The sequence below is a fragment of the Pseudomonas sp. MF08875 genome (assembly GCF_059862525.1).
The window spans coordinates 15,717-31,245 of sequence record NZ_JCBCUW010000027.1 but is presented as its reverse complement, the minus strand read 5'-3'; the positions used below and the strand labels follow the sequence as shown (position 1 = coordinate 31,245).

11 protein-coding genes are annotated in these 15,529 nt (G+C 63.4%); 3 read left to right on the top strand and 8 right to left on the bottom strand.

What is annotated here, in order from left to right; translation table 11 throughout:
• Window positions 1-47: 47 nt before the first annotated feature.
• Entirely contained in the window at window positions 48-872 is an 825-nt protein-coding gene (gene truA / locus AC19YT_RS16860) for a tRNA pseudouridine(38-40) synthase TruA (protein ID WP_095107697.1), read from the bottom strand.
• 207 nt (window positions 873-1,079) lie between these two features.
• Between truA and AC19YT_RS16855 the strand changes: the two genes are divergently transcribed.
• On the top strand, window positions 1,080-1,739 hold the full coding sequence (locus AC19YT_RS16855) for a M24 family metallopeptidase (protein ID WP_500598311.1): 660 nt from the start codon (window positions 1,080-1,082) through the stop codon (window positions 1,737-1,739).
• A gap of 60 nt (window positions 1,740-1,799) precedes the next feature.
• Here the strand turns inward: AC19YT_RS16855 and AC19YT_RS16850 are convergent, their stop codons facing one another.
• The 7 genes from AC19YT_RS16850 to leuC all read right to left on the bottom strand — a co-directional run bounded on the left by AC19YT_RS16850 (window position 1,800) and on the right by leuC (window position 11,001).
• On the bottom strand, window positions 1,800-4,355 hold the full coding sequence (locus tag AC19YT_RS16850; RefSeq protein ID WP_500610662.1) for a FimV/HubP family polar landmark protein: 2,556 nt from the start codon (window positions 4,353-4,355) through the stop codon (window positions 1,800-1,802).
• Between the two features lie 193 nt (window positions 4,356-4,548).
• Entirely contained in the window at window positions 4,549-5,559 is a 1,011-nt protein-coding gene (locus tag AC19YT_RS16845) for an aspartate-semialdehyde dehydrogenase (RefSeq protein ID WP_095107694.1), read from the bottom strand.
• A 148-nt stretch (window positions 5,560-5,707) separates the two neighbouring features.
• Complete coding sequence (asd, locus tag AC19YT_RS16840; protein ID WP_095107693.1) at window positions 5,708-6,820, bottom strand: aspartate-semialdehyde dehydrogenase; 1,113 nt, start codon at window positions 6,818-6,820, stop codon at window positions 5,708-5,710.
• Window positions 6,821-6,886: 66 nt separating this feature from the next.
• Window positions 6,887-7,969, bottom strand: a complete 1,083-nt coding sequence (leuB, locus tag AC19YT_RS16835) for a 3-isopropylmalate dehydrogenase (RefSeq protein WP_095107692.1) — start codon at window positions 7,967-7,969, stop codon at window positions 6,887-6,889.
• 62 nt (window positions 7,970-8,031) lie between these two features.
• Window positions 8,032-8,793 carry a class I SAM-dependent methyltransferase gene (locus AC19YT_RS16830; protein ID WP_500610661.1) on the bottom strand — a complete coding sequence of 254 codons (762 nt, stop codon included), beginning with the start codon at window positions 8,791-8,793 and terminating at the stop codon, window positions 8,032-8,034.
• 134 nt (window positions 8,794-8,927) lie between these two features.
• A complete protein-coding gene (gene leuD / locus AC19YT_RS16825) occupies window positions 8,928-9,572 on the bottom strand; it encodes a 3-isopropylmalate dehydratase small subunit (protein WP_095107690.1) in 645 nt (214 codons plus the stop codon).
• A 10-nt stretch (window positions 9,573-9,582) separates the two neighbouring features.
• Complete coding sequence (gene leuC / locus AC19YT_RS16820) at window positions 9,583-11,001, bottom strand: 3-isopropylmalate dehydratase large subunit (RefSeq protein ID WP_500610660.1); 1,419 nt, start codon at window positions 10,999-11,001, stop codon at window positions 9,583-9,585.
• Between the two features lie 154 nt (window positions 11,002-11,155).
• On the opposite strand from leuC, the gene AC19YT_RS16815 reads away from it, so the two are divergent.
• Complete coding sequence (locus AC19YT_RS16815) at window positions 11,156-12,055, top strand: LysR family transcriptional regulator (RefSeq protein ID WP_500598316.1); 900 nt, start codon at window positions 11,156-11,158, stop codon at window positions 12,053-12,055.
• Window positions 12,056-12,111: 56 nt separating this feature from the next.
• Window positions 12,112-15,390 (top strand): PAS domain S-box protein, encoded by a 3,279-nt coding sequence (locus AC19YT_RS16810; protein ID WP_500610659.1) that lies wholly within the window; start codon window positions 12,112-12,114, stop codon window positions 15,388-15,390.
• The last annotated feature ends 139 nt before the right edge of the window (window positions 15,391-15,529 follow it).

Below are 15,529 nucleotides of genomic sequence, written 5' to 3'. Positions count from 1 at the left end.
GGCTTGTCCGGGAAAGCCCCGGATGGTAGCAAATGCTTTTCCAGGCGTCAGCCGTCAAGTTCCGCGAACCCGGTAAGGAAGTGCGGGCCGATAAAACGCTCGGGCAACTCAAATTCGTCGTGGTACTCGACCTGCACCAAATACAGGCCATAGGGGTGGGCCGTTACCCCGCCGGTACGGCGGATGCGGCTCTGCAGCACTTCCCGGGCCCATTCCACCGGGCGCTCGCCGGCACCGATGGTCATCAGCACCCCAGCGATGTTGCGCACCATATGGTGCAGGAACGAACCGGCGCGGATATCCAGCACGATCATCTTGCCGTGCTGGGTAACCCGCAGGTGGTGGAGCTTCTTGATCGGCGACTTGGCCTGGCATTGCCCCGCGCGAAAGGCACTGAAGTCATGGGTGCCCACCAGGTGGCTGGCGGCCTCGGCCATGCGCTGTACGTCCAGCGGGCGGTGGTTCCAGGTGATTTCCTGGTTCAAATGCGCCGGGCGGATCTGATCGTTGTAGATCACGTAGCGGTAACGCCGGGCAATGGCCTTGAACCGCGCATGAAAGTGCGCCGGCATGACCTTGGCCCAACTGACGCTGATGTCATGGGGCAGGTTGATATTGGCGCCCATCACCCACGCCTTCATCGAGCGCTCGGCCTGGGTGTCGAAGTGCACCACTTGCCCGCACGCGTGCACTCCGGCATCGGTACGCCCGGCACACATCAGCGACACCGGCGAGTTGGCGACTTTGGACAGCGCGTTCTCAAGGGTTTCCTGCACGGTCAGCACGCCCGAGGCCTGGCGTTGCCAGCCGCAATAGCGCGAGCCCTTGTATTCCACACCCAGTGCGATTCGGGAAAAGCCTGCGGCCGCCATTTCGGCGGCCGCGTTATCTATATTTGCCAAGGACTTACAGCCTGCTGAGGGACGCAAAGGCGGCCATTATAAGGCCGCTACCGGCCGACGCCATGTTCCGCCGTGTTTTTGTTGGCGGATAGGCTGAGCCAGGGTGATTGCAGCGGGCCACATGCTTTCGCTATATATACATATATATAACGACAACCACCGCCGAGACCTGATGCAATGAACGCGATACCGAAAGAAGCCGTGGGCACGGCTTATAGCCTGGAAGGCATGCTGCATGCCAAACGCAAGACCTGGGAAGCCATCGATGAAATGGCCCGGCGCATTCACCCCGGCATGCTCGAGTCCGCGGCCCGCACCATGGGCTTTGAGGTACTGGAAGAACTGGGCATGGACCGCATCTGGCACCCACTGCTGATCCGTTTCGGTACCAACACCCTAAAAACCTTCAAGCAGCGTTCCGACGGTGACCCGCGCCTGGGTGAGGACGATATTTTCCTGATTGACCTGGGTGTGGTCTGGGACCGCCACGAAGGCGACTGCGGCGCTACCTTCACCACCGGCAGCGACCCCGAAATGCAGGCCTGTGCAGTGGCGGCCAAGACGTTGTTCGATGAGGTTTACCGCTACTGGCGCGACGAACACGTCGCCGGCCCGGCGCTCTACGCCTACGCCGCCGAACGGGCGAGCGCCATGGGCTGGGTGCTTAATCTGGATATCAAGGGCCACCGGGTCAGCGACTTCCCCCATGCCATCTATCGCGCGGGTGACCTGGGCGATTTCCAGGCCTGCCCGAACGTAGGCCTGTGGATCCTGGAAATCCAGATCGCCCACCCGACCCGAGCGTTTGGCGCGTTTTATGAAGATTTGCTGACCTGAAAAAACTGTGGGGGAGCGCCGCTCAGGCGCTCCCCCACAGAGGCTGTACCTGCATCAGGATCAGGCCAGGCGATCGAGCATTGCCTTGGCTTCGCCGCGCTGGCCATCGTCGCCCTCGGTGAGCACTTCGGCCAGGATGTCCCGGGCACCGGCACTGTCGCCCATGTCGATATACGCCTGGGCTAAGTCGAGTTTGGTGGCTACTTCATCTGTGCCGGAGAGGAAGTCGAACTCCGAATCGTCACCCATGGCTGCGTCGTCGGCTGTGAAGGTCGGCTCGGCCATGCTCTGGGACAAGCGATCCAGCTCGGCGTTGACGTCATCCAACTCAGCGGAGAAGGCATCCGGCTCCGCCTGAACGTCCAGCTCGTCGGACAGGGACAGGTCAAAGTCGGCGGGTAAATCCAAATCATCCAGAGCGGCTTGGGTGACCGTCGGCACCTCGGCGGCCGACAGGTCTTTGAACTCGTCATCCAGGCTCAGCAGGTCTTCGTCGGCCAGGGCTTCCTCAGGCAGGTCGGCACCCAGGTCGAAGTCAAAATCCGACAGGTCGTCCAGGCTTTCCTTGGCTTCGGTCTGCTGCGCCAGCACCGACTCGAAACTCAGGTCGTCGTCCAGCGGGAAGGCTTCCAGCTCCGGCACCGAGGCGACAGTAGCGGGCGATGCCGCTTCCAGGTCATCCAGGCTCAGGTCGAAGTCAGCGTCCAGCTCATCCGAAGAAGCCACGGCAGGCGCCGGGGCCGCTGCGGGCTCATCTTGCAGCAGCTCCTTGACGTACTGGGCGTCGAGCTCAGCCGCCACTGCCGCCGCACCGAGCGCCGCCACTGCCATGGCCGGGAAACGGGCCTTGAGCTGTTCGACTTCGGCAAAGTTCTTACCGTTAGCCACCAACTGGCGCTCTTGCACCACGAACGCGTCGCGGTCGCCCTGCTCGCCGTAGACTTCCATCAGTTTCAGGCGCAGGTCGCTGCGTTGCGGCTCTTGCTTGATGGCTTCTTCAAGCAACTCGGCAGCCTGGTTCAGGCGACCGTTGGCGATATGGGATTGGGCCTGGGCCAGCACGTCGTCGGAACGCTCGGCGGCCGGCGCCACCAGGGGCGCGGCAATCGGCGCCTGCACCACCACCGGCGCGATCACCGGAGCTGGAGCTGGAGCTGGAGCTGGAGCTGGAGCTGGAGCTGGAGCTGGAGCTGGAGCGAGGTTGACGCTCGGCGGGGGAACGTCAAGGCCTTCGAAGCTGCTTTGCGGCAGGTCCATGTCCGAGGACAGGTCGGACTCTTCGGCCAGGGCACGGGCCATGCGCAGGTGCTTTTCCGCTTCTTGCTGCGCCTTGCGGCGACGGGCCAGCAACAACAACAGCAGAAGCAGGATCACCGCGCCGCCACCCACCAGGCCCAACAGCAACGGATTGGTCAGCAAATCGTTGTACTTCGCCTCCTCGCTCGCCGCTGGGGCTACCGGTTCAGGGGCCGGCGCCACAGTGGCCACAGGGGCAGGCTGAGCAACCAGTTCGGCCGGCATTGCCGGATTGCCTGGGCTCGGGGCGCTGGCCACGGCCGCTGTCGCTGGGGCGGAACCTTCGGCCTGCAACTTGGCCAATTGGTCGTTTTTCAGTTCAATCAGGCGCTGGAGCTTGTCCAGTTGACTTTGCAGGTCGGCCATGCGGCTTTTCAGCTCGGCATTGTCGCGGCGGCTGGCATCGAGGCTTTCCTGGGTCACCGCAAGCTTGTCGCTCAACGCCTTGCTGTCGTTGCCGCCCTTGCCGGAGTTGGCCGAAACCAAACTCAGCTTGTCCGTCTTCGGCCCTTGGCTGGGGGCGACGGTGGCCCGCGCACGCTTGGTGGCGTCCAGCGGTTGCGCCCGCGCCGCGCGGCGGCCCTGACGCCAGGCCACATATTGGGCATTCACCTCGGCGACGGCGGCCGGTTGCGCCAGGGCAGTGCTTTGGGTGGTATCCGGCAGGCGCAAGACCTGGCCGGTTTTCAGGCGATTGATGTTGCCATCGACGAAGGCATCGGGGTTCAGCGCCTGGATCGCCAGCATGGTTTGCTGGATCGAACCGCCATTGCGCGCCTTGGCCGCGATTTCCCAGAGGGTGTCGCGGGCGCGGGTGGTGTGCTGCGCCGGTTTGCCGGGCGCGGTGACTGGGGCCGCCGTCGGGTTGACCGCTTGCGCTGGTGCAGGCTGGGCCGCAGCATCGGCGGCTTGCGGGGAGAACTTGGACGGGTCGAGCAGCACGCTGTAATCACGCAGCAAGCGGCCGTTGGGCCACATCACTTGCACCAGGAACTTGACCATGGGCTCGGTGAGCGGTTTGCTCGACGTCACCCGCAGCACGCTTTTGCCGCCAGGGTTGAGCACCGTGGTGAAACGCAGTTCATCAAGAAAGGCCTGGCGGTCGACACCGGCCTTGCTGAAGTCTTGCGGCGAGGCGAGGCTGGGCACCACTTCGGCGGCGGTGAGGTCCTTGACGTCCAGCAGTTCGATCTCTGCCACCAGCGGTTGGGCCGGGGCTGACTTGAGGGTCAGCTCACCCAGGCCAAGGGCCTGCGCCACGCCAGAGGACAGCGCCGAGGCGGCCGCAATTGCCAGCACCAGTTTGCGAACTTGAACCATAGCCTCATCCTTTGTTGAACATTCCTCGGCCAGCGAGAAGGTTTAGTAGCCGCTGCCGTAAGGCACTGCGCGCAGCCTTGTAGGGAACGTGCGCGCGATTAATTCCGTGAAGCTGCGGGCCCCGCGGGAGGCCCGGTTCGGCCAAGCATAGCGCCTGGTCAGAAACATTCGGTAAATTGGCGCCAAGTATCTTTTACAGCAGGTCTTTTATCAACAACTCAGCCACTTGCACGGCGTTGAGCGCCGCGCCTTTGCGCACGTTGTCGCAGGTCAGCCACAGGTTGAGTTCCGTCGCGTCGTCCACACCGTGGCGAACCCGGCCAACGTAGACCACGTCCTGCCCTACCGCATCGCCCACCGCGGTCGGATAATCGCCGGCCTCCACCAGTTCGATGCCCGGTGCGTTTTCCAGGGCCTGGTTGACCTTGCCCAGGTCCACCGCCGCCGCACATTGCAGGCTGACAGTAAAGCTATCGCCAAAAAACACCGGCGCTTGAACGCAAGTCACGGAAATCTTCAATAAAGGCTGCGCCAGAACGTCGCGCAGTTCGCGCACCAGGCGTTTTTCCAGGAGGGTGTGGCCCTGGGCGTCCGGCTTGCCAACCTGGGCCAGCAGGTTGAACGCCATCTGCCGGTCAAAGAACTTGGGCTCCAACGGGCGGACATTGAGCAACTCGGCGGTTTGCCGGGCCAACTCCTTCACCGCGTCGCGCCCCTGGGCAGAGACCGCGAGGCTGGCCGTCAGGCTGACCCGCTGGATGTCGAGCACGCTCTGCAAGGGTGCCAGCACCACGGCCAGGCTGGTGGCCGAAGGGCTGGGGCTGCTGACTTGAAGCGGCTTGGCCAGGCTCGCCAGTACCTGGCCATTGACCTCCGGCACCACCTGGGGTGCCTGCTCGGCGGGCAAGGCGCCGGACAGGTCGATCACTGCGCATCCCGCTGCGGTCGCACGCGGCGCGAAGCTCAGGGTGACGGCCGGGCCGGCGGCGAAGAACACCAGTTGCACCTTGGCGAAATCGAACTCATCCACTTCCCGCACCCGCAGGTTTTTCCCACGAAACGGCAGCGAGTGCCCCGCCGACTCGCTGCTGGCCAGCAAATGCAGGTCGCCCACCGGGAAGTCGCGCTCTTCGAGGATCTGCACCAGGGTTTCGCCGACCGTGCCGGTGGCGCCGATCACGGCGATATCAAAGGACTGGCTCATGGGGTTTACCTCAGGCGAAACGGGGGGAGCGGCACTTTACCGGGTGGGTGGCATGCAGGCAATTAAAGGCCATCGCGGGCAAACCCATTGCGCCATAAAAAAACCCGCGCTTCTTGCAAGGCGCGGGTTCTTCTACAACACGAAAGGATCAACGCTCCAGTAGGATCCGCAGCATGCGCCGCAGCGGTTCCGCCGCGCCCCACAACAACTGGTCGCCGACGGTGAACGCGCCCAGGTACTGAGTGCCCATGTTCAGTTTGCGCAAGCGGCCCACGGGTACATTCAGGGTGCCGGTGACCTTGGTCGGGCTCAGCTCCTGCATGCTGATATCGCGTTGGTTCGGCACCAGTTTGACCCACGGGTTGTGCTGGCTGATAAGCCCTTCGATATCGGCGATCGGCACGTCTTTGTTGAGCTTGATGGTCAGCGCCTGGCTGTGGCAGCGCATCGCGCCGATGCGCACGCAGATGCCGTCCACCGGGATCGGGCTCTTGAAGCGGCCCAGGATCTTGTTGGTTTCGGCCTGGGCCTTCCACTCTTCGCGGCTCTGGCCGTTAGGCAGTTCCTTGTCGATCCACGGAATCAGGCTGCCCGCCAGCGGTACGCCGAAGTTTTCGGTCGGGTAGGCTTCGCTGCGCATGGCTTCGGCCACACGCCGGTCGATATCGAGGATGGCGCTGGCCGGGTCGGCCAGTTGATCGGCGACCGCAGCGTGGGTCGCGCCCATCTGCTTAATCAGTTCGCGCATGTTCTGCGCGCCGGCACCGGAGGCCGCCTGATAGGTCATGGCGCTCATCCATTCCACCAGGCCAGCCTCGAACAGGCCGCCCAGGCCCATGAGCATCAGGCTGACGGTGCAGTTGCCGCCGATATAGTTCTTGGTGCCCGCGTCGAGTTGCTGGTCGATGACCTTGCGGTTCACCGGGTCCAGCACGATCACGGCGTCGTCCTGCATGCGCAGGCTGGACGCGGCGTCGATCCAGTAGCCCTGCCAGCCCGCTTCGCGCAGCTTGGGGAAGACTTCGCTGGTGTAGTCGCCGCCCTGGCAGGTCAGGATCACGTCGAGGGTTTTCAGCTCTTCAATGCTGTACGCGTCCTTGAGCGGGGCAATGTCCTTGCCCACGGACGGGCCTTGGCCACCGACATTGGAAGTGGTGAAAAACACCGGTTCGATAAGATCGAAGTCCTGCTCTTCCAGCATCCGCTGCATGAGCACGGAACCGACCATGCCGCGCCAACCGATCAGACCTACACGTTTCATCGCAACTACACCTTGTTAAAAAGTGGGCTCGCTCGCCGCCATCGGCGCCAAGCGCGGCCCGAGAGATTACAGATTCCGCAGCGCGGCGACTACTGCGTCGCCCATTTCCTGCGTCCCGACTTTAGTGCAACCGGCCGACCAGATATCTCCGGTGCGCAAGCCCTGGTCCAGCACCTGGCTGACGGCCTGCTCGATGGCATCGGCGGCGGCGTTCAGATTGAAGCTGTAACGCAACATCATCGACACCGACAAAATGGTTGCCAGCGGGTTGGCAATGCCCTGGCCCGCGATATCCGGCGCCGAACCGTGGCACGGCTCGTACATGCCCTTGTTGTTGGCATCCAGGGAGGCCGAGGGCAGCATGCCGATGGAGCCGGTGAGCATTGACGCCTGGTCAGACAGAATGTCGCCGAACAGGTTGTCGGTGACGATCACGTCGAACTGCTTGGGCGCGCGCACCAGTTGCATGGCGGCGTTGTCCACGTACATGTGGCTCAGTTCGACGTCCGGGTAGTCCTGGGCCACTTGCTCGACGATTTCGCGCCACAGTTGGCTGGAGGCCAGCACGTTGGCCTTGTCCACCGAGCAGACTTTCTTGCCGCGCACCCGGGCCATGTCAAAGCCCACGCGGGCGATGCGGCGGATCTCGCTTTCGCTGTACGGCAGGGTGTCGTAGGCCTGGCGCTCGCCGTTTTCCAGGGTGCGGGTGCCACGGGGCGCGCCGAAGTAGATGCCGCCGGTCAGCTCGCGGACGATAAGGATGTCCAGGCCCGAGACGATTTCCGGTTTCAGGCTTGAGGCGTCGGCCAGTTGCGGGTAAAGGATCGCCGGGCGCAGGTTGCCGAACAGGCCCAGTTGCGCACGGATTTTCAGCAGACCGCGCTCAGGGCGGATGTCGCGCTCGATCTTGTCCCATTTCGGCCCACCCACGGCACCCAGCAGGACCGCGTCAGCGGCGCGGGCGCGGTCCAGGGTTTCGTCGGCCAGGGGCACGCCGTGCTTGTCGATGGCCGCGCCACCGATCACGTCGTGGCTCAGCTCGAAGCCCAAGGCATACTTGTGGTTGGCCAGTTCCAGGACTTTGACCGCTTCGGCCATGATTTCCGGACCAATGCCGTCACCCGGGAGAATCAGAATCTGCTTGCTCATGCTTTCCTCTTGTTATCTAGCGACCGGCCCGCGGGCCCGTCCGGAAAAATTTAGGTGTGTGCCTAGCGCTCGGCCCACAGCACCAGCACGTCGGTACTGAAGGAGCCGTCGGCCTCGATCTCGAAGTAGTCGCGCACTTCCTGGCCCATGGCCTGCTGCAACTGGCGGATCGCTACGCACAAGGCCTCGGGCGTGCGCATCCGCGCCACCCAGGAGCTGTACTCCAACCGCAGGCGCTGGCGCGAGGTGCTGCGCACATGCAGGCCGGCGTCGCTGACCTGGCGCAGCCACTGGCCAGCATCGTAATCGCGCACGTGGCTGGTGTCGCGCAGTACCTCGACGCTTTGCAGGTAGGTGTCGAGCAACGGGCTGCCCGGCGACAACACATCGACGAATGCCGCCACGCCACCGGGCTTGAGCACCCGGCGCACTTCCCGCAGCGCCAGGCCCAGGTCGCTCCAGTGGTGGGCCGAATAGCGGCTGAACACGAAATCGAACTCGCCATCGGCAAACGGCAAGCGCTCGGCAGCGCCCTGTACGGTGCCGATGTTGCCCAGGCCACGATCTACTGCGGCGGCGGCCACCACGTCGAGCATCTGCTGGGAGAGGTCGTAGGCGACCACTTCCTTGACCAACGGCGCCACATGGAAGCTCACATGCCCGGCACCGCAGCCCAGGTCCAGCAAGCGCGCCTCGCCCTGCCCGGCCAGTTCGGCCTGGAGCAGCGCGAATTCAGTGCCCTGGGCGTGAACTGCGCTGCTCAGGTAGGCCGAGGCCTGTTCGCCGAACTGCTTTTGCACGACTTGGGTGTGGGCGGTGGTCATGATGAGTTCCTTGGGTTTGTGGCATGGATACTGGCGCTATCGCGGGCAAGCCCGCTCCCCCACTTGACTGCATTCGCGCATCGGCCGGTGGGAGCGGGCCTGCCCGCGAAGGCGTCAGGGCGATCTACCGCACATCAAGCATCGCGAAACAGCCACGGCTGGCTCGCCCGGTGCTTGGCCTCGAACGCGGCAATGGCGTCGCCGTCCTGCAAGGTCAGGCCGATGTCGTCCAGGCCATTAATCAAGCAGTGCTTGCGAAACGCATCGAGCTCGAAGTGGTAGACCTTGCCGTCCGGGCGGGTCACGGTTTGCGCGGCCAGGTCGATGGTCAACTGGTAGCCGGGGTTGGCCTCGACTTGCTGGAACAACTCATCGACTTCGGCGTCGCTGAGGATGATCGGCAGCAAGCCGTTCTTGAAGCTGTTGTTGAAGAAGATATCGGCGTAGCTGGGCGCGATGATGCTGCGAAAACCGTACTCTTCCAGGGCCCAGGGCGCGTGTTCGCGGCTGGAGCCGCAGCCGAAGTTCTCCCGGGCCAACAGGACGCTGGCGCCCTGGTAACGCTCGGCGTTGAGCACGAAATCCTTGTTCAGCGGGCGCTTGGAGTTGTCCTGGTAGGCGTAGCCCACGTCCAGGTAGCGCCACTCATCGAACAGGTTGGGGCCGAAACCGGTGCGCTTGATCGACTTGAGAAATTGCTTGGGAATGATCTGGTCGGTATCGACGTTGGCCCGATCCAATGGCGCGACCAAACCTGTGTGCTGGGTAAAAGCTCTCATCGGTAACTCCTCAGATCAATTCACGAACGTCGATGAAACGACCGTTCACTGCCGCCGCCGCAGCCATGGCCGGGCTGACGAGGTGGGTGCGGCCACCGGCGCCTTGGCGCCCCTCGAAGTTGCGGTTGGAGGTCGAGGCGCAATGCTCGCCTGATTCCAAGCGGTCCGGGTTCATCGCCAGGCACATGGAGCAACCCGGCTCGCGCCATTCAAAACCGGCGTCGAGGAAAATCTTGTCCAGGCCTTCGGCTTCGGCCTGGGCCTTCACCAAGCCGGAACCCGGGACCACGATGGCCTGCTTGATGGTGGACGCCACTTTGCGGCCCTTGGCGATGACCGCTGCGGCGCGCAAGTCTTCGATCCGCGAGTTGGTGCACGAACCGATGAACACGCGATCGAGCTGGATATCGGTGATCGCCTGGTTGGCCGACAGGCCCATGTACTTCAAGGCGCGCTCGATGGAACCGCGCTTGACCAGGTCCGGTTCGCGGGCCGGATCGGGCACGTTCTGGTCCACTGCCAACACCATCTCCGGCGAGGTGCCCCAACTGACTTGCGGCTTGATCTGCGTTGCGTCGAGTTCGACCACCGTGTCGAACACCGCATCGGCGTCAGACACCAGGTCTTTCCAGGCTTCTACCGCCAGGTCCCATTCCGCGCCCTTGGGCGAGAACGGGCGGACCTTAACGTAGGCCACGGTTTTTTCGTCCGCCGCCACCAGGCCCACGCGGGCACCGGCCTCGATGGACATGTTGCAGATGGTCATGCGGCCTTCGACCGACAGGTCGCGAATCGCGCTGCCGGCGAACTCGATGGCGTGGCCATTGCCGCCGGCGGTGCCGATCTTGCCGATCACCGCGAGGACAATGTCCTTGGCGGTGACGCCGAACGGCAATTGCCCTTCGACGCGCACCAGCATGTTCTTCATCTTTTTCGCCACCAGGCACTGGGTAGCGAACACATGCTCCACCTCGGAGGTGCCGATGCCGTGGGCCAGCGCACCGAAGGCGCCGTGGGTGGAGGTGTGGGAGTCACCGCAGACCACGGTCATACCCGGCAAGGTTGCGCCCTGCTCCGGGCCGATGACGTGGACGATGCCCTGGCGCACGTCGTTCATCTTGAACTCGGTGATGCCGTACTCGTCGCAGTAGTCGTCCAGGGTCTGCACTTGCAGGCGCGACACCTGGTCGGTAATGGCCTCGATCCCGCCCTTGCGGTCCGGGGTGGTCGGCACGTTGTGATCGGGGGTGGCGATGATCGAGTCAACGCGCCAAGGCTTGCGCCCGGCCAGGCGCAGGCCTTCGAAAGCTTGGGGCGAGGTCACTTCGTGGATGATGTGACGATCGATGTAGATCAGCGACGAACCGTCGTCGCGTCGTTTCACTTCGTGGGAATCCCAGAGCTTGTCGTAAAGCGTCTTGCCAGCCATCAGACGGTCCTCATCAGCGCGTATCTATCTTCTATGCCCCAGGCCTTGAAGCGGCTCAATAACCCTTTGGCTTGTGAGGTCGATCCTATGGCGTTACATTGAATAACTCAAATTCATATTTTTTATGCTTTGGATAACCATCTGGAATACAACCATGGACCTGGCCAACCTCAATGCCTTTATCGCCATCGCCGAAACCGGCAGCTTCTCCGGCGCCGGCGAACACCTGCACCTGACCCAACCGGCCATCAGCAAACGCATCGCAGGCCTTGAGCAGCAATTGAATGTGCGCCTGTTCGATCGCCTGGGCCGCGAAGTGAGCCTGACCGAAGCCGGGCGCGCCTTGCTGCCACGGGCCTACCAGATCCTCAATGTGCTGGACGACACCCGCCGCGCCCTGACCAACCTGACCGGCGAAGTGACCGGGCGCCTGACCTTGGCCACCAGCCATCACATCGGCCTGCATCGCTTGCCACCCTTGCTGCGGGCCTTCACCCGGCAATACCCACAGGTGGCACTGGATATTCAGTTTCTCGATTCGGAAGTGGCCTACGAGGAAATTCTCCACGGCCGTGCGGAACTGGCGGTCATCACCCTGGCCCCGGAGCCTCACTCGCTGGTGCGCGCCACGCCGGTGTGGGACGACCCACTGGATTTCGTCGCTGCCCCCGAGCACTCGCTGGCGAGCAACGGTGCGGTCAGCCTGACGGATATCGCCTCGCACCCGGCGGTGTTTCCCGGCGGCAACACCTTTACCCACCATATTGTCCATCGCCTGTTTGAAACCCAGGGCTTGACGCCGAACATCGCCATGAGCACTAACTATCTGGAAACCATAAAAATGATGGTCTCCATTGGCTTGGCCTGGAGTGTGCTGCCGCGGACCATGCTGGACGACCAAGTGGCGCGCATTCCGTTGCCGGGCATACAGCTTACGCGCCAGCTAGGCTATATCCTGCACACCGAAAGGACGCTGTCGAATGCTGCGCGGGCTTTCATGGCCTTACTGGATGCCCAGATCGATCTGCCACGCAAGCCGGCATCCATCGCCTGAGCCATGCCCTGAAACCCTTGCGCTAAACGCTTTATTCAGCCTAAGGCCTGCTCTCAATGCACACACCCGCTGACCGTGTTCCGCCCATGCCACGCATCCAGGCCCTCGACCCGCATACCTCGGAGCAGAGCTGGGAAAGTGCGCCGCAGTTGCTCGCCGCGCTCAATGGCGCCCGCTTGGGCGCCTGGTATTGGGACATCGAGAGTGGGCAGATCAGTTGGTCGCGGGGCACCCAGGCGCTGTTCGGCTTCGACCCCAAGCAACCCTTACCGGCCGACCTCAACTACCTGGACCTGCTCCCCCCGCAGGATCGCGCCAAAACCCTGCGCGCCATTCACGCCGTGCTGGCCGGCGCGCCGCTGGAGCAAGCCATGCACCACCGCATCTGCTGGCCGGACGGCAGCCTGCACTGGCTGGAAATCAACGGCAGCCTGCTCCCGGATAAAAACGGCAAACCGCGCATGATCGGCGTGATCCGCGAAGTCACCCACCAACGCCAACGCGAACAGGCCTTGAGCAGCTCGGAAAAGCGTTTCGCGACCCTGTTCCAACTGTCCCCCAACATGGTGCTGCTGACCCGCCAGGAAGACGGCCTGATAAGCGAAGCCAACCAGTATTTCGAGAGCCTGTTCGGCTGGCCCGCCAAGGATGTGATTGGCCGCACGACCCTGGAACTGGGCCTGTGGGTTCATCCCGAGCAACGCGCGCACCTGATCCACGCTACCCACGCCAAGGGCGAGCTGGTCAGCATGGAAGTGCAGTTCCGCGCCCGCAGCGGGCAACTGCACGACGGCATCCTCAGTGCGCAAAAAGTCGAGTTGGAAGGCCAGCCTTACCTGCTCAGTACCTTTCTCGACACCAGCGAACGCAAGAACGCCGAGCACGCCCTCAAGGACAGCCAGGAACGCTTGGACCTGGCCCTGGAATCGGCGCAATTGGGCACCTGGGACTGGCACATTCCCAGCGGCATGCTCTACGGTTCGGCCCGCGCCGCGCAGTTGCATGGCCTGGACCCGATCCCCTTCCACGAATCCTTCGACGCCTTTTTCGAGGGCGTGCCCGGCGAAGAACGCGACAGCATGCGCAACGCCTATCGCAGCCTACGCGAGGGCCCGGCCGGCAACTACCAACTGACCTACCGCGTGCAACTGGCCGACGGCAGCTCGCGCTACCTGGAAAGCCGCGCCCGCCTCTACCGCGACGAACACGGCGCGCCGCTGCGCATGGCGGGCACCCTGCTGGACATCACCGACCAGGTCGAGCGCGAACAACGCCTGGTGGCTTCCGAGGAGAAATTCGCCAGCCTGTTCCAGGTCAGCCCGGACCCGATTTGCGTCACCCGCCAGGACACCGGCCAATTCATCGAAATCAACTCCGCGTTCACCCAGACCTTCGGCTGGACCGCCGCCGACGTGATGGCACGCAGCGCCGACCAGATCGGCCTGTGGGGCAACACCGGGCAACGTCAGCAACGCATCGAGCAAGTGATCCGCGAGCAAGCACTGACCAATGTCGCCATTGTCGTTCACCACAAGGACGGCCGGGCCCTGACGTGCGTGATCTCCAGCCGCCAGATAAGCGTCGGTAACCAGCCGTGCAGCGTCACCACCCTGCGCGACATCACCCAGCAACAACGCTCCGAAGCCGCGCTCAAGGCCAGCGAAGAGAAATTCGCCAAGGCCTTTCACTCCAGCCCCGACGCCATCACCATTACCGAGCGCGACAGCGGCCGCTACCTGGAAGTCAACGATGGCTTCTGCCGCCTCACCGGCTACCGCGCCGACGAGGTGATCGGCCGTACCGCTTACCAAGTGGGTATCTGGGCAGAAGAAAAACAACGCGCCGACCTGTTGGCAGAACTACGGGCCAAGGGCCGGGTACATCATCAGGAGATGCTCGGGCGCAACAAGCGCGGCGAACCCCTTATCGTGGAAGTCTCGGTGGAGCCCATCACTCTCAACGAGGTGCCGTGCCTGCTACTGACCGCGCGGGACGTCAGCCTGTTGAAGAATGCCGAAGCGCAGATCCGCCACCTGGCCTACCACGACCCGCTGACCAACCTGCCCAACCGCGCCCTGCTGATGGATCGCCTGAGCCAGCAGATCGCCCTGCTCAAGCGCCATAACCTGCGCGGCGCCCTGCTGTTCCTCGACCTGGACCACTTCAAGCACATCAACGATTCCCTCGGCCACCCGGTGGGCGACACCGTGCTGAAAATCGTCACCGCGCGCCTGGAAGCCAGCGTGCGCATGGAAGACACTGTGGCGCGCTTAGGGGGAGACGAGTTCGTGGTGCTGCTCAGTGGCCTGGAAGGTTCACGCGGCGAGGTCAGCGCCCAGGTGCGGCAAGTGGCCGACACCCTGCGCGAATTGCTGTCTGAGCCTATGTTCCTTGACGGCCAGCGCCTACAGGTCACCCCCAGCATCGGTATCGCCCTGATCCCCGACCACGGCTCCACCCCGGCCGACCTGCTCAAACGCGCCGACATCGCCCTGTACCGCGCCAAAGATTCGGGGCGCAACACCACGCAGATGTTCCACACCACCATGCAAAAAGCCGCCAGCGAACGCCTGCGCATGGAAACCGACCTGCGCCTGGCCCTGGCCCGGGGCGAATTCAGCCTGCACTACCAGCCGCAGATAGACGCCCGCGGCCACCGCATCGTCGGCGCCGAAGCCCTGCTGCGCTGGCAACACCCACAACTGGGCGCGCAGTCGCCGAACGAATTCATCAAGGTCCTGGAAGACAGCGGCCTGATACTCGAAGTCGGCACCTGGATCCTCGACGAGGCCTGCCGGGCCTTCCGCCACCTAATCGACCAACACCTGATCGACCCACAGGATTTCAGCCTGTGCGTGAACATCAGCCCGCGCCAGTTCCGCCAGAACGACTTTGTCGAACGCATCGAACACAGCCTGCGCAGCCACCAATTGCCCTTCGGCCTGCTGAAACTGGAAATCACCGAAGGCATCGTGATCCAGAACCTGGACGACACCATCAACAAAATGCGCCGCTTGAAAAAACTGGGCGTCAGCTTTGCCATGGACGACTTCGGCACCGGTTACTCCTCCCTGACCTACCTCAAGCGCCTGCCGGTGGACGCGCTGAAAATCGACCAGTCCTTCGTGCGCGATGCCACCCACGACCCCAACGACGCAGAAATCATCCGCGCCATCGTCGCCATGGCCCTGAGCCTGCACCTGGCGGTGATCGCCGAAGGCGTGGAAACCCAGGAACAACTGGACTTCCTCCAGGGCCTGGGCTGTCACCTCTACCAAGGCTACCTGCACAGCCGGCCGCTGCCGTTGGCGGCGTTTGAGTTGTTGCTCAAGTAAGGGCGTCATGGGCTACACCGCCCCCAATGGATCAGGGTGGGCTCATCGACATGCATCCGACTGCACCCTGGTGAACGAGGGCCCAAAAAAAATGCCAGCCAGCTTACTCGCTGACTGGCATTACGCTAACGACGCCCTT